This window comes from Shewanella halotolerans (genome assembly GCF_019457535.1).
In the GTDB taxonomy this organism is placed as follows: Bacteria; Pseudomonadota; Gammaproteobacteria; order Enterobacterales; family Shewanellaceae; genus Shewanella; species Shewanella halotolerans.
In genome coordinates, this window is record NZ_CP080417.1 from 2,308,412 (window position 1) to 2,329,848 (window position 21,437).

19 protein-coding genes are annotated in these 21,437 nt (G+C 49.2%); 7 read left to right on the forward strand and 12 right to left on the reverse strand.

The features are described from left to right. Positions 1-10: 10 nt before the first annotated feature. Complete coding sequence (locus K0H81_RS09870; RefSeq protein WP_258406430.1) at positions 11-1,258, reverse strand: FMN-binding protein; 1,248 nt, start codon at positions 1,256-1,258, stop codon at positions 11-13. Positions 1,259-1,556: 298 nt separating this feature from the next. Here K0H81_RS09870 and K0H81_RS09875 point away from each other — a divergent pair, with 298 nt between their 5' ends. The 5 genes from K0H81_RS09875 to K0H81_RS09895 all read left to right on the forward strand — a co-directional run bounded on the left by K0H81_RS09875 (position 1,557) and on the right by K0H81_RS09895 (position 8,252). Beyond that, a complete protein-coding gene (locus K0H81_RS09875) occupies positions 1,557-2,729 on the forward strand; it encodes an FAD:protein FMN transferase (RefSeq protein ID WP_220060746.1) in 1,173 nt (390 codons plus the stop codon). Between the two features lie 162 nt (positions 2,730-2,891). Next, on the forward strand, positions 2,892-4,829 hold the full coding sequence (locus K0H81_RS09880; protein ID WP_220060747.1) for a sensor histidine kinase: 1,938 nt from the start codon (positions 2,892-2,894) through the stop codon (positions 4,827-4,829). Further along, the gene (locus K0H81_RS09885; RefSeq protein WP_220060748.1) at positions 4,826-5,425 is read left to right on the forward strand and encodes a response regulator transcription factor; all 600 of its coding nucleotides are present in this window, start codon (positions 4,826-4,828) and stop codon (positions 5,423-5,425) included. The genes K0H81_RS09880 and K0H81_RS09885 overlap by 4 nt, the downstream gene beginning before the upstream one ends. A 292-nt stretch (positions 5,426-5,717) precedes the next feature. Then, positions 5,718-6,770 carry a serine hydrolase domain-containing protein gene (locus tag K0H81_RS09890; RefSeq protein WP_350354841.1) on the forward strand — a complete coding sequence of 351 codons (1,053 nt, stop codon included), beginning with the start codon at positions 5,718-5,720 and terminating at the stop codon, positions 6,768-6,770. A gap of 102 nt (positions 6,771-6,872) precedes the next feature. Next, positions 6,873-8,252 carry a Xaa-Pro dipeptidase gene (locus K0H81_RS09895; protein ID WP_258406431.1) on the forward strand — a complete coding sequence of 460 codons (1,380 nt, stop codon included), beginning with the start codon at positions 6,873-6,875 and terminating at the stop codon, positions 8,250-8,252. 655 nt (positions 8,253-8,907) lie between these two features. On the opposite strand, the gene K0H81_RS09900 is transcribed toward K0H81_RS09895, so the two are convergent. The 3 genes from K0H81_RS09900 to K0H81_RS09910 all read right to left on the reverse strand — a co-directional run bounded on the left by K0H81_RS09900 (position 8,908) and on the right by K0H81_RS09910 (position 11,484). Further along, entirely contained in the window at positions 8,908-9,657 is a 750-nt protein-coding gene (locus K0H81_RS09900; RefSeq protein ID WP_220060750.1) for a tRNA-uridine aminocarboxypropyltransferase, read from the reverse strand. Between the two features lie 169 nt (positions 9,658-9,826). Then, positions 9,827-11,140 carry a CDP-diacylglycerol--serine O-phosphatidyltransferase gene (pssA, locus tag K0H81_RS09905; RefSeq protein ID WP_220060751.1) on the reverse strand — a complete coding sequence of 438 codons (1,314 nt, stop codon included), beginning with the start codon at positions 11,138-11,140 and terminating at the stop codon, positions 9,827-9,829. Positions 11,141-11,151: 11 nt separating this feature from the next. Continuing rightward, on the reverse strand, positions 11,152-11,484 hold the full coding sequence (locus tag K0H81_RS09910) for a DUF1904 domain-containing protein (protein WP_220060752.1): 333 nt from the start codon (positions 11,482-11,484) through the stop codon (positions 11,152-11,154). 230 nt (positions 11,485-11,714) lie between these two features. On the opposite strand from K0H81_RS09910, the gene K0H81_RS09915 reads away from it, so the two are divergent. Next, a complete protein-coding gene (locus tag K0H81_RS09915; protein ID WP_220060753.1) occupies positions 11,715-11,891 on the forward strand; it encodes a hypothetical protein in 177 nt (58 codons plus the stop codon). Between the two features lie 127 nt (positions 11,892-12,018). Beyond that, positions 12,019-13,551, forward strand: coding sequence for a D-alanyl-D-alanine carboxypeptidase/D-alanyl-D-alanine endopeptidase (dacB, locus tag K0H81_RS09920; protein WP_258406432.1), 1,533 nt, complete (start codon positions 12,019-12,021; stop codon positions 13,549-13,551). Between the two features lie 109 nt (positions 13,552-13,660). Here the strand turns inward: dacB and K0H81_RS09925 are convergent, their stop codons facing one another. The 8 genes from K0H81_RS09925 to rpsA all read right to left on the reverse strand — a co-directional run bounded on the left by K0H81_RS09925 (position 13,661) and on the right by rpsA (position 21,395). After that, positions 13,661-15,412: an acyl-CoA dehydrogenase family protein gene (locus K0H81_RS09925; protein ID WP_220060755.1), complete on the reverse strand. Its 1,752-nt coding sequence runs from the start codon at positions 15,410-15,412 to the stop codon at positions 13,661-13,663. A 162-nt stretch (positions 15,413-15,574) separates the two neighbouring features. Continuing rightward, positions 15,575-16,117: a DUF2058 domain-containing protein gene (locus tag K0H81_RS09930; RefSeq protein WP_144199286.1), complete on the reverse strand. Its 543-nt coding sequence runs from the start codon at positions 16,115-16,117 to the stop codon at positions 15,575-15,577. A 38-nt stretch (positions 16,118-16,155) separates the two neighbouring features. Continuing rightward, positions 16,156-16,971: an SDR family oxidoreductase gene (locus K0H81_RS09935; RefSeq protein ID WP_220060756.1), complete on the reverse strand. Its 816-nt coding sequence runs from the start codon at positions 16,969-16,971 to the stop codon at positions 16,156-16,158. Between the two features lie 63 nt (positions 16,972-17,034). After that, positions 17,035-17,730, reverse strand: a complete 696-nt coding sequence (pyrF, locus tag K0H81_RS09940) for an orotidine-5'-phosphate decarboxylase (protein ID WP_160793343.1) — start codon at positions 17,728-17,730, stop codon at positions 17,035-17,037. 35 nt (positions 17,731-17,765) lie between these two features. After that, positions 17,766-18,926 (reverse strand): lipopolysaccharide assembly protein LapB, encoded by a 1,161-nt coding sequence (gene lapB / locus K0H81_RS09945; protein ID WP_220060757.1) that lies wholly within the window; start codon positions 18,924-18,926, stop codon positions 17,766-17,768. 1 nt (position 18,927) lies between these two features. Then, positions 18,928-19,245 carry a LapA family protein gene (locus K0H81_RS09950; RefSeq protein ID WP_041407148.1) on the reverse strand — a complete coding sequence of 106 codons (318 nt, stop codon included), beginning with the start codon at positions 19,243-19,245 and terminating at the stop codon, positions 18,928-18,930. Positions 19,246-19,367: 122 nt separating this feature from the next. Next, entirely contained in the window at positions 19,368-19,655 is a 288-nt protein-coding gene (ihfB, locus tag K0H81_RS09955; RefSeq protein ID WP_011865753.1) for an integration host factor subunit beta, read from the reverse strand. Positions 19,656-19,727: 72 nt separating this feature from the next. After that, positions 19,728-21,395: a 30S ribosomal protein S1 gene (gene rpsA / locus K0H81_RS09960; protein ID WP_011865752.1), complete on the reverse strand. Its 1,668-nt coding sequence runs from the start codon at positions 21,393-21,395 to the stop codon at positions 19,728-19,730. Between the last annotated feature and the right edge of the window lie 42 nt (positions 21,396-21,437).

The window sequence follows — 21,437 nt, forward strand, 5'->3', positions numbered from 1 at the left end:
CTATGTATTGTTATTTAGAAGCAGGATGCTTATGCTCGGCTATCACGCCATCTTGGCGCATCTTCTGGTAGAGCTTCTCGGCTTGGGCTAGGTAGAGGTCCCAAGAACTTGAGCGTTTGGTAAAGCCGGTGGCGGCATAGTTACCGGTATCGCCAGTCGCTGGCAGATCATTGATATCAAATAGCGAGCCACCGTCCTGAAGGTGTGTATTTAACGCATCGATCATAACGTTGAAACCTATGCGCGCCGGTTCTGAATAGTGAATAGAGTCATATTTAGATTGGCGATAAAACTTCTTCAGCGAAGCATCTTGAATCTGCTCCTTTTCATCGGCGAAGATCTCATCGAAATGGGCCTTGACGATCTGCCTAGTGCTAGGATCGACCACGATACGTAACATGGCCGTTATCCCAGTCCATTGTCCCTTCTCGTCGAGAACCTTCTCGGCTAGCTGATAGAATTTCAACGAACTGCCATCTGTATGAATACGATGATGAATCTTTGCGGTTAACGGGATCATAGATTGTTGAATGCTGTTTGAAGCACCGGCAACAATATCTATGCCTAAATATTTAAGGCGATTAGGTTCTTTTAGCTTATTGGCTAACTTAGGATCGTGATTGGGGTTGGGCTCGAAGGTTAGCTTATTTTGTTCCACCATAAGCTTTTCCATCGTCAGGGCCGACTGTACCCATGCCGTGCCCTTCTTCTTACCCATAGAGAAGTTGTACTCAGACATACGTTTAGGCACATCTTGATACAGGCGCGTATAGTAGTTAGGACGACCACTTTCATTAAACTCAGCTAAGATAACGTCATTTTTATCCTGACTATCGGTCACTATGGTCATGCTCCCCATGTGACCTTGACGGAATCTAGCCTCCTCAAAATAGTAGTCACCGACCAGCAAGCCTAATTTAGGTTGAATCGACCACTTCAGCTTAAAGTCATCGCTGCCCTGTTTATCTTTCGACCCTACGGCAACATACTCTGGCTGAATGCCACTGCTACGTGGTAAAGCATTGACTGCCTTTAGGATACCGTTTGACGAGTAAGTCGCTCCAGATACTGCGTCTATCCCTTCGTGGCCATTATTTTTAACGATAGCAGGCAGTAGACGCTCGGCGTTTAGATAAAGGGACTCGGTTTCCTTGTGGGACTTAGTCTTGATGTCGACTATCTTGCCTTGCTCCACCTTTACCTCTAGCACAATTTGGCTCTTCTTCCCCTTTGCCTGAACCTGATGAACACCATCCACATACTTTCCATGTGTAGACTGAGAGGCACACCCCAGGGCCGTAAGCGTCGCTAAACCTATCGTTGAAACGATAAAACTTTTTTTAAATTTGTTGGACTTAGCCATTATATTATTACCTGTACTGCATGAAGTTAATTACCAGCATAAGCATTGAATAAATGGCGGCAACTACGGAAAACCGCAGTTTAAGGAACTGAGATTAATAATTTTGAGCTGGTTAACAAAACAATGAAAATATGATTTATCCAAAGTCTTTAGAGGCTGATAATTAATTAACCACCAATTTTTATATAAATTTATGAAAAAGACTCTATTACTAATTTTCCTTGCAGTTTCACTACTATGTGTCACGACCAAACATGTCATAGCTAGCGAAAAACAGCACTTTCGTTTGGCGAAAGAGAAGTATTCGTCGGAGGTATTGGCCCAATTTTATCTCTGCGATGATAATGCGATCATTAATACAGAGAAAGATCGCATCACGCTGACAACCTTGAACTATTTTGGTACCTCCATCAGCATTACCCTCTATCAAGCGGCCAATGAACAGACCGAGGCGACACTGTGTAACGCCTTGTCTGTGATACAGGATTACCACTATCTCGCATCAAACTATGCCACCTACCCCCATGTCACTAACGTCAAGACGATAAACCAAGCACCCACAAGCACCCATAATATCGACCCACAACTCACTGAATTAATAGCGAACTCTATCGATTGGCATAAGGAGAGCCAGGGCTACTTTAATGTGGCGCTTTTGCCTGTCATCGATCTCTGGCGAGAGAAACGTTTTAGGTGCCTGAAAAACCGTGAGGCCTGCGAATTGCCGAGCGAGCAGTCCTTGCAGCATGCTGCGGAACAGGTCGACATAAATAACATCATATTAGACAGACAGCACAACACTATCACTATGGCCAAAGGGATGGGCATAGACCTTGGAGGGGTTGCCAAAGGCTGGATGGTAGAAAAACTCTTTGATCAACTTAGGCGTGATGGTGCGACTCGATTTGTGATCAATGCAGGTGGAAACATTCGGCACTACGGACAACATCCCAGTGGTCGCAACTTTATTACCGCGATAGAAGACCCTGTTTGCAAACAGAGTGAATATACACTAGAGAAGTGCCAGACCCAGCAAGGGCTTTATCACGAGATCATCGCTGGTGAAAACCTTACTGTGGTTAGCAGCGGTAACTACTTAAGATATTTCAAGGTCAATGGCAAGCAGTATCATCATATTATCGACCCTAATACCCTCTATCCAGAAACAGAAGGTGTTGCGGTTACCGTAATAATGTCGAATTACCATATATATGCCGATATCATCTCGACCATGTTATTTTTAATGCCAGTTGAACAAGGGCTTGGATATGTAAATGAACGTCCTTGGATAGAAGCCGTTTGGTATTTGAATAAACAGGGTGATAAAGTAAGGTCGACAGGGTTTAATAAATACAAGATAAGATGATATAGGCGCTGATAAATAAGCCAAGTTTATTTTAAATAGCTATAGTGGTTTTCCGCAAGTTTATATCTGTTGTGGACAAGATCACCATAGCCGAACAAGTTATTAAGATTTCATAAAATAATGAGTCATAATTAGCCTAGCGTTTACCCTCAAGATGAGCCTATGAAATCCCCCTGGTCAATTGGCAGTTTAGAGACAAAGTGTCCTGTTAACCTTAGACGAGAAAATACCTATAGCCTAAAGAGACCACTGCAAGCTTGGCGCATTGTCCTGAGTGCTGCTCTCCTGTTCATCGGGTTTATCTGCCATGCTGATCTTGCACTAGCGAGCGCTGACACTCGCCAAGATAGCAATGATGAGAGGCGAAAATATACCGTTGGCGCCCTTGCCTTTGCCGATCCCGATACGGTTTATCGACGCTGGGCACCGTCTCTAGCTAGGGTGTCGGCGCAAACAGGCATCGAGTTAGTCTTAGTCCCCCTTAGGCCGGATGAGCTGGTAGAAAGAGTCTCAAAGGATGCTCTAGACTTCATCATAGGCAATGCGCTGATCACTGTAGCTCTTAAAAAAGACTATGGCGTCAGCCACCTACTTACCCTTGTTCCAACTATACATGCTAACCCGGAGCAAGCCGTTGGAACGGCGATAATTGCCAAAAATACCATTGAGATCAATAATCTAGAAGATCTTAAACAGCTTGAGTTAATTTCTTCCGATCCCAATGCCTTCGGTGGCTTTCAAATCTTCGCCGGCGAACTAATCAATCAGGGGATCAGTCCTTTTAAGGATCTTGAACACCTCGATTTTGTCGGCTTTCCCCAGGATAAGTTGCTCGATCACATACTAAGGGACAGTGCTGATGTCGCCATATTGCCTAGCTGCGTACTCGAGTCGGCAATCGCATCGGGTAGGCTTGAAGAAGGTCAACTTCATGTGTTGTTGTCTCAGGTTCACCCTGGGTTTAATTGTCAGACGTCAGGTTCCCTTTACCCTGGTTATGCCTTCTCCAAACTAGGGAATACTGAACATCAAATAGCCCGGCAAATTGTCCGTGCTCTGCTCGATATTACTGAGCAGGATCCAGAGGCAAAACTAGGGCGCTACCGTTATTGGTCTGTTCCGGTAGAAGATAGCCAGGTATTTAATTTGCTTATGCGCTTGGAGCGATGGCCGTTTGTCACAAACTGGCAGCGCCTGGTCGAGAAGGCCATCCCCTGGGCGCTAGTTATCACCATCATCTTACTCTTGGGCTACTTTCATCACCTCAGAGTAAAACGCCTGGTCATTAAACGCACCCAGGCGTTGAGTGATGAGATGACCCAGCATGAGAACACCCAAAAGGCGCTGTTCGAACAGCAGAAACAGTTTTATCGTGCCCAACGTATCCTGTTGACGGGAGAGATGGCGTCTGGCATTGCCCACGAGGTCAATCAACCACTGGCTGGCATCCGATATTTAGCACAAGGAAGCATCTATCGACTCGGCGATAGCCAATCCGAATTAAAGCAGGCATTAACCAAGATGTTGCAACAGGTCGATCGTGCGCAAAATACCGTAAAGCGCTTTCGCCAGTTCTGCCAGCAACCCAGCGTCTATCAAGCATGTGATCTGAAAGAGCTAATCGAAGATACCCTCAACCTGATGCAACCAGATTTCAATCGTATAAATCTGAAGCCAAGGTTGTTTCTCTGGCCGCTTACGGTAAATGTGGATGCCAGTCTAATGCAGCAGGTGTTTGTCAATTTGTTACGTAACGCCTTAGATGCTATGGAAACCAGCCCCGTCCCACAGTTGGCAATAGGTGTTAGCAACGACTCGACGAATGCTATCATCACCTTCAGCGATGCTGGTACAGGCCTGAGCGAAGCCGCACTTAAGCGCTTATTTTTTCCTTTTGAAACCTCAAAGGCTAATGGTTTGGGTCTGGGTATGGTGGTGTGCAAGCGTATCGTCGAGGAACATGGTGGCAAGATCCAAGCCTTTAACAATCAAGCTTTCCCCGAGACAGAAATCATAATGCGTGATCTCGGTGAACACTTTCCCCGATTCAACACCGGGTTAACCATTATTTTGACCCTCCCCTTAAAGGAAACAAGATGAGTAGGCTCTATTTAGTCGATGACGATCAAGATGTATTAGATTCCCTCAATTGGATGCTTGAGGGAATGGGCTATACGCCTGAAACCTTTTTAAACGCAGATAGTTTTTTGGCAAAGGTCGACCTTAAACAACCTGGCGTGGCTATCTTAGATATCCAGATGCCGGGAATAGATGGACTCGAACTACTAAGGCGAATTCGCCAACATGAGAGTCCTCTTAGTATCATCATGTTAACGGGTCACGGCACCATCTCTATGGCAGTCCAGGCGATACAAGAAGGTGCCTTAGATTTTTTGGAGAAGCCCGCCGATGGCGACAGGCTAATAAGTTTATTGAAAAAGGCTAGCGAAGCGACTGAGGATGCTTTTACACAACAGCAGCTCAAGCAGCGTATTATTCAGCGCCTGGCCTTATTGACCCCGAGGGAGCAGCAGGTGATGTCCTGCGTATTAGCCGGTAAGCTTAATAAAGTCGTCGCAGCTGAACTAAATGTGGCCCAACGAACCGTTGAACTTCATCGCCAGAAAGTAATGCAGAAGATGCAAGTGAGTAACGTGGCAGAATTGGCCTATCTAATGGCAGTACATAATATCTAGTAGATATTTTGATGGTTTTAGATGGACAATATTTCGGCGTATGTCGTGCTAATGTACGAACATTAACCGTTATGGGCCGCAATAAGCGAGTCGATGACTTACATCTTAAGGGAGACGCGGCTAGTATAAAGAGTTCGAGCCAGCTTTTACGAGCCCAGGCAAAGCGACAATAATCATAACAACGGGTGTTTAGTGTTCCATGTCTCCCAAGCCGCTTTTTTCAATACTGACTCTTTGCAGTACCCTTTTCTTCCTGCAAACAACTCATGCTCAACCACTTAGCTATAAGGCATTGGGTGATGAGTTTTCCAAGACGTTCAAACAGAGTCTTGAACGGGTTAAGGTGCCCGGCGGCGCCTTTGTGATAGTCCAGGGCGACAACATAGTTACTCTGGATACCTATGGTAAACGCCATCAAGGCGGTAGCAAGAAGATCAATGCCGACACTGTGTTTCGCCTGGCATCCGTCTCAAAAACCTTTGCCGGGGCGCTGGCCAGTCAATTGGTGCACGAACATAAACTCAGCTGGCAACAACCTATCAATCAATACCTTCCTGACTTTTCCCTGGCGAAGCCTGCCGATAGTCAGGCGATCACCCTGGGCCATGTGATAGGCCAAAGCACGGGCCTGATGCCAAATAGCTACGATAACTTGGTTAATGCCAATGTTAAGTTAAACAAGATCATTCCCAAATTTGCCGAGCTGACCCCTATCTGCCCGCCGGGCGTCTGTTACAGCTATCAAAACGTCGCCTTCTCATTTATCGAGCAGGCGATCGAACAGGAAAGCGGACAACCCTATGAAGAGTTGATCGACAAGCGTATCTTCGTCCCACTTGCCATGAAGACGGCCTCTATCGGCTATGAGGCCTTTACTCATACCAGCAATCGGGCCGAGCCTCATATCAAGACGAAACATGGATTTAAACAAGTTAAGGTGAAACCTAACTATTATCAGCTCGCACCAGCGGCTGGAGTCAATGCCAGTATCAAGGATATGGCCAAATGGCTGATGGCCAACATGGGACATAAACCTAAGGTGCTCTCGCCTCAGGTGCTCGAAGATATCACTACCCCAGGGGTTCGCACCACTAAGGAGTTGCGTCGCCGCGATTGGAAACCCTATCTTGACGATGCTCACTATGGCAAGGGCTGGCGCATCTACCAGTTTAACGGCCATCGGCTGATCTATCACGCGGGTTGGGTCGCAGGTTATGTGACCGAGATGGCCTACTCGCCAGAGCTGGATCTTGGGATCGCCATCTTGCTCAACGGCGAGTCACGGGTTATCAGCTCCTTAGGTGCCAAATTTTGGCAGCAGGTGTTCGCCTCTAAGCAAAGTTAACGGCTAAAGTGCACTGACGTTAAAACTTACTCGTCTATTCGCTTTAATATGACTTAAGATGGTTCTTGCGTTACCCATTAATAACAATAAGGAAAACCTATAATGTCGCAGCGCCCCTTTGATGATTCTCAGCAAGGAGCATCTTTGTCCCTGCTTGCCCTAACCAAACCTTTGAGCACACTTGCGCTGGCCTTAGCGGTAGTACTGCCAAACTATGCTCAAGCTCAAGTCCAAGCAGAGACCCAAGCTCAGACCCAAACTCAAGCACAAGAGCAAGACACCTTGCTACTTGCTAAAGGCTATGTGGACGTCGCTAAGGGAAAGACTATCGAAGATGCAGCCATAGTGGTACGCGGCAATCAGATAGTCTCGGTCGGCCATCAAGGCCGTGTGGCTAAACAAGGCGATTATCGGGTGGTCGACCTTAAGGATAAGTATCTGCTACCTGGAGTCATGGATATGCATGTGCATCTCTCCAGCGATGCCGAGGATAACTTTCTCGAATCGATGAATTACTCCATTCCGAGACAGACGGTGAAGGCAGTTAAGAATGCCCGTAATACCCTGATGGCAGGTTTTACCACTGTGCGGGACTTAGGCGCCTCTGGCTACTCAGTTATCGCTACGCGCGATGCCATAGACGCTGGTGAGATCCCCGGGCCCAGGATCTGGGCCGTTGGCCATGCGCTCAGTATCACTGGAGGCCATTGTGACGATAACTTTGCCGCGCCAGAGGCGCATAGCGTCGCAGCAGGTGTCGCCGATGGCCCCTGGGCTGTCAGACAGAAGGTGCGCGAAAATATCAAATATGGCGCCAATGCCATTAAGATCTGCGCTACCGGCGGCGTTTTCTCAAAGGGGACCAAGGTTGGCGTGCAGCAATATAGCGAGCAAGAACTGGCCGCGGCGGCCGACGAGGCCCATCGCCGCGGTTTAGTTATTGCCGCCCATGCCCACGGCACCAGTGGCATCAAGGCCGCTATTCGCGCCGGCATAGATAGCATTGAACACTGCAGCTTTATGGATGAGGAAGCGATTAAGATGGCGGTTAAAGCCGGAACCTACCTGTCCTGCGATATCTACAATACCGAATATACCCTGGCCTTTGGCGAAGCCAATGGTGTTCCTCAGGCCAACATAGAGAAAGAGAAACAGGTCTCTAAGGCCCAGCGTGATAGTTTCAGGCGTGCCACCTTAGCCGGGGCCAAGATGGTGTTTGGCTCGGATGCGGCAATCTATCCCCATGGTGACAATGGCAAACAATTTTCGCGTATGGTTACCTTTGGGATGACGCCAGCCCAGGCGCTGCAGGCCGCGACGGTCAACAGTGCGGCGTTGATCCAGCAAGAAGACAAACTCGGTCAGCTCAAGCCAGGCTTCTATGCCGACATCATTGCCGTGGATGGCGATCCTTTAGCGGATATCTCTTTGATGGAACGGGTGAGTTTCGTTATGAAGGATGGTGTGATCTACAAAGATTAGTCCGTAGGGGGCATTTGTCAGTTGGCTAGCGAGTTGTCTCAATAGCGAATAAGTCGGCAAGTTAACAAGTTAAATAGGCAAATGCCCCCTCGCATCTAGTTGCTTCTCTGGCTCAGCCCGCAGATACAGTAAGCGTGTCAGTAAGCACAATTGAGATAGTTATTCTGAGATGCAAAACACCTATCTTGAACCGCTGAGCTGCGCTAACTAAATTTCAGGACTCAAACCTTAGGCGAGTCGTGTAGCACTTAGCTCGCCCCAACTTTGGCAAAACGCCCAGCGATTTTGTTTGCAAAAATAGATGGCTTGATACCTGTTGTAGCTCACGGTATCGAGAGTAATAGCCTGATTTGAACTGTAATCAATTTGACTTGGCGTACCACAGCCCATTAAGAGAAAGATTCCGAACAAGAGTGAGTAGCCGCCCGAAGAGAAACTATGCCCACTTATGCGCAAGTTTCTATGTAGAGGTATATTTAACATAGCTACTCCTTATTTTGTTTGATGCCTACACCCTTTTGAGCAAGCCTATATCGAATAACCCCGATTCAAAAACACCCAAGCTCGGATATAGCCCCTTATTTCACTATATGAGAATATTCCCCTTAGCGCAAAAACCAGACAAGCTTGTGACTTTAAGGCTCTACTTTAATGTTTACTTTAAAGTCTCTAGGAAAGCGTCTTTCAAACTGTCGAGTGGCGCCAGATCTTTAGGACTCTTACGGCTGCGGCTATAGAGGGATGATTCGATAAACAGCGAGAACCAGGCCGATAGACTGGCTGCATTCTCAGGCTCTGCGGCTGCGCTAAGCACCAGACTAGCTACCTCGGCGGTACCGAGCTGAAATTCACGGCTCCCCTTACGCAGGCCATATCGCGCTGCGGCATCCGGTGCAAACGACAGCATGGGCAGATGGTGCAGATATTCACTCTTGTTAAACATCTTGATCGCCTCACGCCAGCTGCCATCGAGTAACACAAACAGCGGGCGTTTGGTTTCCGAGGCTAAGCGCGTTTTAAGCGCTACATCGGGCACTACGGCCTGAGATGGCATGGCATATTCGCTGGGGAAAACCAGATAAGGTTGATATTCGCTCGAGTCGAGTAACGCCAGGAGCTTGCGATTAGTCCGGGTGCGATCCCAGATATAGGCATGGGTATCGGGGATCAGGTCGGCAATTAAGCGCCCGGAATTACTGGGTTTTAACACCTCATCGTCATACATCACCAGCAAAAAACTAACCTCGGATTGCAACAGCGCGCGGGTATCGCAGGTGCAGTAGCGCTGAGCCAGCAGGCAGGCCTCACAGCGCTCAAGGTTTTTCCCCCGGGCATTATAGGGTCGGGTAGAGATCGCCTTTCGATATTGGTAGCGCTGATGTACCGCATGGGGAGGAAGTGTCATTGGATAACCTATTAAAAACTTGGGGCTTACTTGTCACGGCTTGCTTGGTTAAGTATAACCCGGGCAACACCATTTAAATCTCATTCATAAAAAAGGCGAACCATGATGTTCGCCTGTTTTTATGCTAACTCATTATCTATACGCTACGACAACGATTCGCCTTCATGCTTTACAAGATACGGCGTAGCAGGAAATCGGCACGCAGACGTCTGATACGATTCATGATCTTGCGTACCGGCTTAGGATAGTTATTTAAGGTATCTATCTGGCTGTAATGATAGAGGCGCTCTGTATGCTCTAGGATATGCGCCTGTTCCTGTTTGAACTCTTCGGTCCAGGCTTGGGTTTCATCTTGCAGCAATAAGCCGTTTTCTAAATCCAGCGCCCAAGCTCTTGGGTTAAGGTTAGAGCCAGTGATCAGATGCAGGCGATCATCGGCGCTAATCCCTTTAAGGTGATAGCTGTTGCGATCATGCTTCCACAGATGAATGTTGAGTAGCCCGGCATCGATGGCCCATTGCTGACGCTTGGCAAATTTACGCAGCGATTGCTCATACATGTAGGGCAAGGCACCGATAGTCGAAAATTTCTCTTCTGGCGGAATATAAAAGTCATTAGCCGTCTTATCGCCAACCACTATGTCGATACGTTTTCCCTTTCGCAGATGCTTAGCAAGCGCTCTGGAGAGAATATAAGGCGGATTAAAATAGGGCGTGCAGATAAACAGTGAGCGCTGAGACTGGGATACCAGATCGATCACTAGCTTGTTTAGCTTATTCTTCTTGCGCCCTAAACCAACCACAGGAGTGATGCGATTGCCCGTCTTGGTGCTCGCAAAACGATATTTGGCCTTAGCCAGACGCTGTTTCAGGCTGCGAACATCATTTTTTTCTGGCAGCTTTTCGGTCGCTCTATCTTGGGTGAGCGAGGTCACGGCTCTGTCGCTGGCGATGTATTCCATCACCATGTTACGCATGGATTCTGCCAATGGCTTAGATTCGATCACATGGTAACGGTCGAAACGGTATTTCTCGCCCTGATGCAGATAGATGTTATTCAGGCTGGCACCGCTGTAGATGACGGTGTCATCTATGATGAAACCTTTAAGGTGGAGTACACCCATAAATTCTCGGGATTTTACCGGTACACCGAGAATATTGATCGGATGCTCGGCATTGTTAACCACCTCTTTATACATGAGGTAGTTGCCACTGTCACCCTTATGGCCGATAAGCCCACGTCTGGCGCGATGAAAATCCACCAGAACGGTAACATCCAATTCTGGTCTGGCCGCCTTGGCCGCCATCAAGGCAGCCAACACTTCCCTACCCGCCTCATCGTCTTCAAGATAGAGTGCGGCAAGAGTGATAGCTCGTTTAGCGTTCGCGATCTGTTTGAGTAGTTCGGCTTTAAGCGCCGCAGGCGTTAGCAACCAACGTATGGCGTCGGCGGGTAACGCAATTCCACCTAGCTTATCCAGCAAGGTATCCTCCTTTAAAAATGCTGCCCATCACGGTAGTAGCATTGTGGCGTGAGCGCCATAAACATGATTGAGATATGTTTTGCAGGCGAATAGTCCGCTAATACGGCCTGACGAATGATCTGCTCTACTGCGTGACGAATTTCGGGATCTTTAGGAAACCAGAGCACCTCGACTTGCACGAATGCCGTATCGACCTTGCCGGCTCGATAGCTGACGCTTGACTCCCAATCTAAGGTGAAGCTGTCGGCCTTGATTTGACAAAGGCTTGCAAGCTCATCGAGCAAGGTCTCACTGATTCGACATACCGCCTCTTGCGGTAAACCGCGCATACGAATGTGTGGCATACTGGTTCCATCCCAAATCTTAAGGGGTAGAAATTACCCATTTACCGGGTTTGGGGCAAGGGTTTTCTGTTGTTGTCAGTCGCACTTGGGACAAACCGGGTTAAAATTAAGCAGAATCAGCGGCTAAAGCGCTAAGTTTTGCATCCTTAGTCTTAATTCTTGTTTAACACTCCGACATCAGGCGTAAAACACCTTACAATAGGTTTATCTGTCTACGTTTAGGTTCTAGCATGAACAAAACCATTCTTCTTACCTTGGCATTAACCCTGTTAGCCGCGTGGGTTATCTTTCATTTTAAGTCGCAGCTTGGCTTTCTGGTGCTGCCGCTTTTTATTGTATTAGTGCTATTTGTCACCCTGCGTTTATACCGTTTGATGGAAAAAGATGAGCCTTCAACGGACGATTAGCCAAAACCGAAAACAAGGATCTGTTTCGACGCTTATGTTTACAAGATTGACTAGAGGGCTGAGCGCCCTTCCCCGTAATTTCTCATGCTTGCTGACTAAGGCGATTCCGGCTGTAAAACCATTCGCCTTGTCTCTAGCTATTGCGGCTGCCTTTATACCTGCAGCCAGCAATGCCGGTGCCGACGTTAACACCAATACCAATACCAATACCAAGCAGCTTGATAGCAAGGGTTATGATGATCAAAGCTATTATGACAACCTCTTGTCGGTGATCGCGCCGCCTCACTCGCAACTGTCTATTTTTGCCCAGGATCTCACCAATAATGAGATACTGTATCAGCACAACGCCGATACCCTGTTGCTGCCTGCCAGTACGCAAAAATTACTCACGGCCGTAGCCGCAATGCGGGTATTGGGTGAAGAGTTCAGCTTTGCGACCCAATTTTCAACTAAGGGGCGCTTGTCTCACGGTGTGTTAACGGGCGATCTTTATCTCTCCTTTAGTGGCGACCCCACCTTAACCACTGACGATCTACGAGCTATGTTAAAGAGCTTGAAAGACGCAGGCATTCATACCGTTAAGGGAAATCTCTTGCTTGTGGGGCAAGCCAAGGAGCAGACGCGCGCCCCTGGCTGGGTATGGGACGATCTCGGGATTTGCTACGCTGCGCCGGTTTCCAGCTTTATCATCAATCAAAATTGCGTCAAGGGCCAGTTAAAACCAAAGCTGGCAAGCAGCGCCAGCCAACTCAACTTTCCGCGATATCTGCCCATCAAGGTGTCGACAACGGCGGTGTTTGATAAGATGCAGCAAGAGCCTTTCTGTGAACTCAACTTAGCTAGGCTGCCCGATAATCATTACCACATCAGTGGCTGTTATCCGGGTGATAAGCCGCTTAATCTGGCTATCGCCGTGGATGACCCTGCGCTCTACGCCAAAGAGATGCTAACGCGGATGTTAAAGAGCGCCCACATCAAAATGAGTGGCCAAGTGGCCGTCGCGCACAGAGTACCGTTTGGCCTTAAGCCTTTGGTCTCTCACAAATCGGAAGGGCTCGAGCCACTCCTTCGCACCATGCTGCTCGATTCAGATAACTTGATTGCCGACAGTCTGTTTAAAGCCGTAGGCGCACACTATTACAAGGTGCCAGAAAGCTTTCATGCCGGCGCAAGGGCCGTTAAGGCGATACTCGAGGCGGACGGGATAGATCTTAGCCACTCGCAGATCATCGATGGCTCGGGCCTTTCTCGCTATAACCTTATTTCGGCCAGGCAACTGGCTGAGGTCCTGGGCCTGATGGCGCAGGATGAAAAATTAAGGCCGCTAATCGCGCTGCTGCCGGTCGCCGGAGTTAGCGGTACCCTCAACTATAAGCGGGGGTTTCAGCAGCCCCCCTTGATGAACAAGGTCTCTGCCAAGACGGGATCGATGCAGGGCGTCGATAACTTGGCAGGTTACCTTTCACTCGATGCAAGTCACCAATTTCTCTTCGTGGTCATGGAAAATGGCCAGAGCCAGAAGAGTAAGAAACAAAGCCCAGCACCCTTTAGTGCCCTCTTTCTGCAAAGCCTGCTGGATAATCAAGGGCAGACAGTCAAAAGCCGAGGTAATGAGGACGAGGATAAGAAGAACAACCCAAAAACGCTCAGTGCGCAATAACATGCACTTAGTAAAATATGCTTAGTAACATGCGCTTAGTAAAATAGGTGAAAAGAAAAAACGCCCGGGCCTAATGAACCGGGCGTTTTCGTTTTATTAAATCTAGCTGCTAAAACAGCTCTTCTGCCATCGCCATCACGCTGGCATCGCCGGCGTTGACCTGCGCCAGATGGTAGTCGACCTTAGGCAGTAGCTTGGCCAGATAGAAATCGGCCAGCTGTTGTTTCGCCGTGCTAAAGCTTGCATCTTGGTGATCGGCAGCCCTATCGGCCATCAGTAACCAGAAATAGCCATAGATCAGATGACCAAAGGCATCGAGGAAATCGACGGCGCAGGCGTTGATCAAGGCCGGATTGCTTAGCTTATTGGCGTTGATATATTCACCGCTTGCGAGTAAGGCGTCGAAACGCGATGTGATAAGCGCCTTTTGCGCATCCGTAACATGGGTCATGGCTGCCAGCTGACTCTGGCACTCACCAACAAATTCAGTCAATGTACGCAGATCGTCTCCTGTGGTCTTTCTACCCAGGAAATCGATGGCTTGAATACCATTTGTACCCTCGTAGATCTGGGCGATACGGGTGTCACGAACCAGTTGCTCGATACCTGTCTCACGAATATAGCCGTGACCACCAAACACCTGCTGCGCCATTACGGCGGCATCTAGACCTCTGTCACTCAAGAACGCCTTGGCAACCGGTGTAAGCAGGCCGACATAACGCGCTGCCTTCTCCTGCACCTCACCATCTGCATGTTTAGCGAGATCCAACTGCTGACCGGTAAACACCGACAGCGCGCGTCCCGCTTCGGTATAACAGCGTATGGTCATCAGCATGCGGCGCACGTCGCCGTGTACCAAAATAGGGTCGCTGGCATTGTCGCTGCCACCTGCCGCCTGGCCCTGCAGACGCTCCTTGGCATAGTCGCTAGCCATCTGGTACGCCGCCTGAGAAGTGCCTAGTCCTTGAATACCAATCGCCAGACGCTCATAGTTCATCATGGTGAACATGCACACTAAGCCGCGATTCGCCTTGCCGATCAGATAGCCCTGGGCGTCGTCGAAGTTCATCACACAGGTTGCCGAGCCCTTAAGCCCCATCTTGTGCTCGATAGAGCCTACGGTGACGCCGTTGGTTTCACCTAGCTCGCCGTTATCATCTACCTTGATCTTTGGCACCAAGAAGAGTGAGATACCGTTCGAGTCCGGCAGCTTTGCCAGTACCAGGTGAATGACGTTTTCGGTGAGATCATGATCGCCACCCGTAATGAAAATCTTACTGCCAGAGACAAGATAGCTGCCATCATCCTGCGGCATAGCCTTGGTGCGGATGTTACGCAGATCCGAACCCGCCTGTGGCTCTGTCATGTCCATGGCGCCGGCCCATTGACCCGAATAGAGGTTAGGCAGGTACTTATCTTTGAGCTCGTCACTGCCGTGGGCATTGATACAGAGGGCTGCACCCGCGGTGAGTGAACCATACAAGGTAAAGGCGTTGCAGGCGCTATAGGCCATCTCATCGACCAGCACGCCAAGCATTTTAGGCATACCCATGCCGCCAAACTCAGGATCGCCGCACAGCCCTACCCAACCGCCTTCGGCATATTGGTCATAAACCTCACGATAGCCATCGGGTGTGATCACCTTAGCATCTTCAAAGCTTACGCCTTGCTCGTCACCGGGACGGTTAATAGGATGGATAAGATCCCGTGATATCTTCTCGGCCTCATCGAGGATCGCCGTTGCCGTATCCATATCGACGGTCTCGGCCAAGGCCGCTAGTTCACCCCAAGTTTGTGGAGCATCGAACACGCGCTCCAACAGAAATTTCATGTCGGCCAATGGCGCCTGGTATGGATTCATCTCGCCTCTCTTAAACGTAAGATTAAAACAGTTGTTTTAATCTATCTCAGTTGCGGCTGAGAATAAAGCCCTTTAGTCAAATATTGTCCGCCAGCGCAAATAAAAAAGCCCCGCGTAGATTGCGAGGCTTCTTAAGTTACAGCTAGTTACCAAATGAGGGACTTACCACATCAGGTCGTCTGGGATCACATAATCTGCGTATGGGTCGTCTTCTTCTACCACTTGGGTGGCGTCTTCCGCCTGCCACAGGTAACCGCACCAGTCGGGCACCAAGAGGTTAACTCGCTCGGCAAGCTTATGAGGTACCAGGTAGCTCACCTCTTCGTGGCGCACTATCCCTAACTGGCCGTTGAGCAGCTGGCTCTGCAGTTTTTCGTTCACGTACAGGCTAAAGATCTTAGTGCCTAGGGTGTAGTTAAACTTAACTTCGGCATCCTTTGGCGGCTCGATGGCGCAGCGCTTAAATTCGGTGATTAGCCCGCGCACCTGGCCCTTCTCCATCGCCTCGGCGAAACGTTGCTCGTTTAGCGCCTTATCCTTATCGATCTGCGCCTGTTTCTTTGCGGCGATCTCTTGTTTCAAGGCCTCTGAGCCATCATCGACCTTAGCTTTACGATCGCGACGCTTCTGGGTCTTGGCATCGCGAACCTTCTGTTTGCTGACCAGGCCAGCCTTGAGCAACTGCTCTTGAAATGGGTTTGCCATCTTTCTTCTCACTCATTGGGTAACACTATCTGCGCTACCTACTTCTCTTTAGGTTGTTGGGCCAATTTGCCTAACTGACTCATGGCCATGCTGGCACCGCCGAGGGACCAACCGCCATCTACTGGCAACACGGTGCCGGTAATGTAACTGGCCATTTCTGATGCGATAAACATCACCGCGTTGGCAATATCATCAGTGCTGCCGTTGCGCTTAAGGGGCACGCTTTGGGCTACGGCCTGTTGCAGCGCATCGCTGGGTGCCAGGCGATTGAATCCTTCGGTGCCGCTGATGGGGCCGGGTACAATGGAGTTAACCCTGATACCCTCAATACCCCACTCCAGTGCCAGACTCTTGGTCAGCATGTCGACTCCGGCCTTGGCCGCGCTCACATGGGACTGCATTGGCATGGCAATATAGGCCTGAGGCGCCGAGATCTGTACTATGGCGCCGCCGGGACGACGCATCAAGGGATAGGCCTGTTTGAGCACCTGAAAACTGCCCAGCAGATCGATATCCATCACCGACTTGAAACCGTTTTCGGAAAGCTCCGCCGCTGTCGCCGGGAAGTTTCCGGCCGCGCCACTGACCAGCACATCCAATTGGCCATATGCATCGGCTATCTGCTTAAAACCTGCCTTTAGCGCGTCGAGATCCCGCACATCGAAGGCGACGCCAAGCATCTTACCTTGACCGTTAATCGCGTGCAGCGCCTCTACGGCTGCATCGACCTTTTCCTGACGGCGGCTGGCCACGGCAACGTTAGCGCCCGCCTTGGCAAAAGCCTTGGCGATACCCAGATTAATGCCACTGGTACCGCCCACTACAAAGACGTTTTTCCCTCGATAATCGAACATCTTCTTTCCCTGTCTAATAAAACCTTAAGAGTTAAATTAGGAGGCTCGAAGTGTCAGGTCAAGCTATTTAAGCGATGCATGAATCTCTGTTAGCGCCGCCAATGGATTAGCCGCCTTGGTGATAGGACGGCCAATCACCAGGTAATCGGAACCCGCTGCCAGCGCCTGCGTCGGCGTCATCACGCGGTGCTGATCGCCCTTGTCGCTGCCGGCTGGGCGAATACCCGGTGTAACCAGCTTAAAGTCAGCGCCAAATTCGGCCTTTAGCATGCTGGCTTCCTGGGCCGAACAGACGATACCGTTTAGTCCTGCCTGTTTGGTGAGGCTTGCCAGACGCTTGACATGCTCGGCCGCCGGCACATTAATGCCAAGCAGTGCGAGCTCTTCGTCGCTCATTGAGGTCAGTACCGTCACGGCGATCAGCAGCGGCGCCTTGTCGCCATAAGGAAGCAGCGCCTCGCGAGCAGCCTGCATCATGGCCAGGCCACCGCTGGCATGCACGTTGGTCATCCACACCCCTAGCTCTGCCGCTGCGGCGACGGCCTTGGCGACGGTGTTCGGAATGTCGTGGAATTTGAGATCCAAGAAGAGGTCAAAGTCGCGACTGTGGATCTCTTTGACCAACTCAGGACCAAAGAGGGTGAACATCTCTTTGCCTATCTTGAGGCGGCACATGTTGGGGTCGAGCTGATCGATGAGCTGCAAAGCTTCGGATTTATTATCGTAATCTAGCGCCACTATAATAGGTTTGTTGCTCATGCTGTTCTCCTGTTGCTTTGCATTTTATTGTCTATTTACTCCCCGTCGAGTCCGCGGATCCGCTTGATGGTGCCCCAACTCTTACAGGAAGGGCAATGCCAGTAGAGGGTGTGGGACGGGAAACCACACTCGATACAGCGGTAACTTGGACGAAATTTTATCTGCTGCTCAACCAATTCGGCGAGCATGTTTAAACTTTGTTTTGCCTGACCATCTTCGGCGTGTTGGATCTGCATCTTCATCAGATGCTGGAAACTCTTCATGGTCGGATGGCGATAGAGGCCGTCGAGGATCAATTTCTCAGCATCTTGGTTTTCCCCCTGAGTGATCATCTGCTGCGCCAGAGTGATGGCCACACTCGCGCCAGCACCCTGCTCTAACGCTTCGCGCAGCAATTCACGATAGGCACCAAGGTCCTCGGTCGATTGATAAACTTCTTTGGCGATGGCGAGCGCTTCGGGAAAGAGCTCAATATCGGCATCTTTCAGGCGGCAGAGCATCTCTTTGGCGCGGCTAAACTCTAGCTGGGCAAGGAACAGTTTGGCGCTGGTTAACATGGCGCGGCCACATTGGGGATCTTGTTTTATCGCCTGCGCCAGGTGTTTAAGCTTGAGCTCGCAATCGCTGGCCTCATCGGCAAGCTCACAATAGAGATGGGCCTGCAGGTGTTTAAGCGATTGCTGACGCTTACGCTTGAGGCTCTTGATGATATCTATTGCCTTCTGCCAGTCTTTGGTCACCTGGTAGATGGCGATCAGCTGATCTTCGGCCTCTTCGCTGTGATCCTCCTGACGAACCAGATTAAGGAAGATCTCCTCAGCCCTGTCGTAGAAGCCGGCGGCCAGATAATCTTTGCCCAGCTCCATCATGGCGATGTCACGCTGCTCGGTTGTCAGAGTTGGCCGGGCAATCAGGTTTTGGTGAATTCGAATCGAGCGATCAACCTCACCCCGTTTACGAAACAAAGAGCCGAGGGAGAGATGGGTATCTATGGTGTCATCATCCACGTCCAGCATGGAGATAAAGAGATCGACAGCCTTGTCTGATTCATTAGACAGAAGGAAATTAAGGCCGGTAAAGTAATCTCGGCTTAACTGCTTACGTTTACTATTCTGCTTATGCCTGATACTACGACGACCCATGTACCAACCGTAACCGGCGGCTATGGGTAACAACAGAAACAGAATCTCTAACATATTAAGCGTTTACTTCCTTCGCTTGATGTTCGATTTGGGTAGATGGTGGGAGTATCTCAACCGGTAACTTGGCTTCTAACTGCTCTAACTTCTTATTGGCCTTGCGCAGTTGCAGCCTTACCTTAGTAATATGGTAGATGGCAAACAGCCAGCTAACCAGGAAGCCTGCCAGAAACACCACGCCGAGCACGACAGGCAGTCGATATTCACCCTGAGCGACAAAATAACTTATGGTCACCAGCTGTTCGTTGCGTGCACCAAACAATAAAGCCAAGACGAAAAACAGGGCGACAAGCACGGTCGCGATAAATGACTTCACGTTACTCTCCATAAACCCGTGATGATGGGTTGATTATCCAAGAAATTTAGCGAACTAGCTAGCCATACCTAGAATTTAGGCATAAAAAAACCTCCTTTCGGAGGCTTTTAAAACAATGTCATTTACGAGTTGATAGCATCAACGCGCTCACGCAGTTCTTTGCCAGGCTTAAAGTGCGGTACATACTTGCCTTCCAGCTCAACTGAAGTCCCAGTCTTAGGATTACGGCCTGTACGTGGTGCACGATAATGAAGGGAAAAACTACCAAAGCCACGGATCTCGATACGGTCACCGCCTTCCAATGTCGTTGCCATCTGCTCCAACATCTCTTTAATAGCGCTTTCTACTTCTTTTGCCGACAGCTGCGACTGCCTAGTGGCAAGTTTTTCGATCAGTTCGGATTTAGTCATCCTGTACCCTCTATAATCAAGCCAAACACAGTCACCTAGCGGGGATGTTACCGTCCCCGAACTTCAGGCGAATTATTTGCGAGCCGCTTTGAACGCTTCAGCCATGGCATTGCTCATTGCAACGTCATCTTGCTTGTTCAAGTTAGCCATCGCTTCCTTCTCATCAGCTTCGTCTTTCGCACGGATAGACAGGCTGATAGAACGGTTCTTGCGATCAACACCCATGAACTTAGATTCAACAGTGTCACCTACTGAGTATACAGTAGATGCATCTTCGATGCGCTCACGAGAGATGTCAGAAACACGTAGGTAACCTTCTACAGTTTCAGCCAACTCGATAGTAACGCCTTTCGCGTCTACTGCAGTAACAGTACCAGTTACGATAGCACCTTTCTTCTTATCTGCAAGATAAGCGTTGAATGGATCGTCTTCAGTCTGCTTAACGCCTAGGCTGATACGCTCACGCTCTGGGTCAACTGACAGTACAACTGCGCTGATTTCGTCGCCTTTCTTGTAGTCAGATACGGCTTCTTCGCCAGTACCATTCCAAGAGATGTCAGACAGGTGAACCAGACCGTCGATGCCGCCGTCTAGACCGATGAAGATACCGAAGTCAGTGATAGACTTGATCTTACCAGTAACCTTGTCGCCTTTCGCGTAACGCTCTGCGAAATCATCCCATGGGTTAGTCTTACATTGCTTCAGACCTAGAGAAATACGACGACGCTCTTCATCGATGTCCAGAACTAGAACTTCAACTTCATCACCTAGGTTAACAACCTTAGATGGGTGAATGTTCTTGTTAGTCCAATCCATTTCAGAAACGTGTACCAGACCTTCAACACCTTCTTCGATTTCAACGAAGCAGCCGTAGTCAGTTAGGTTAGTTACGCGACCAGTCAACTTAGTGTTTTCTGGGTAGCGCTTGCTGATTTCTAACCATGGGTCTTCGCCAAGTTGCTTAAGACCTAGTGAAACACGAGTGCGCTCACGATCGTACTTAAGTACTTTAACGTTGATTTCGTCGCCAACGTTTACGATTTCAGATGGGTGCTTAACGCGCTTCCAAGCCATATCTGTGATATGTAGAAGACCGTCAACGCCACCTAGGTCAACGAATGCACCGTAGTCAGTCAGGTTCTTAACGATACCCTTAACTGCTTGACCTTCTTGTAGGTTTTCAAGTAGCGCATCACGCTCTGCACTGCTTTCAGATTCGATAACAGCACGACGAGAAACAACAACGTTGTTACGCTTCTGGTCTAGCTTGATAACCTTGAATTCTAGTTCTTTGTTTTCTAGGTGAGCAGTGTCGCGAACTGGGCGAACGTCAACTAGAGAACCTGGTAGGAATGCACGGATACCGTTTAGTTCAACGGTGAAACCGCCTTTAACCTTACCATTGATGACACCGATTACAGTTTCAGCATCTTCGTAAGCTTTTTCTAGAACGATCCAAGCTTCGTGGCGCTTAGCTTTCTCACGAGAAAGTTGAGTTTCACCGAAACCATCTTCAACAGAGTCAAGGGCTACGTCAACTTCATCACCAACAGCGATTTCTAGAACGCCTTGAGCGTTTTTGAATTGGTCAGCTGGGATTGGGCTTTCAGACTTAAGGCCAGCGTCAACCAGTACCATACCGTTCTGGATTGATACTACAGTACCACGAACGATAGAACCTGGACGGAACTCAAGTTGTTGAAGGGATTGTTCAAATAGATCAGCAAAAGATTCAGTCATGTTAATTTACTTTAAGTAATAAACCACGGCCCATCCTAGACG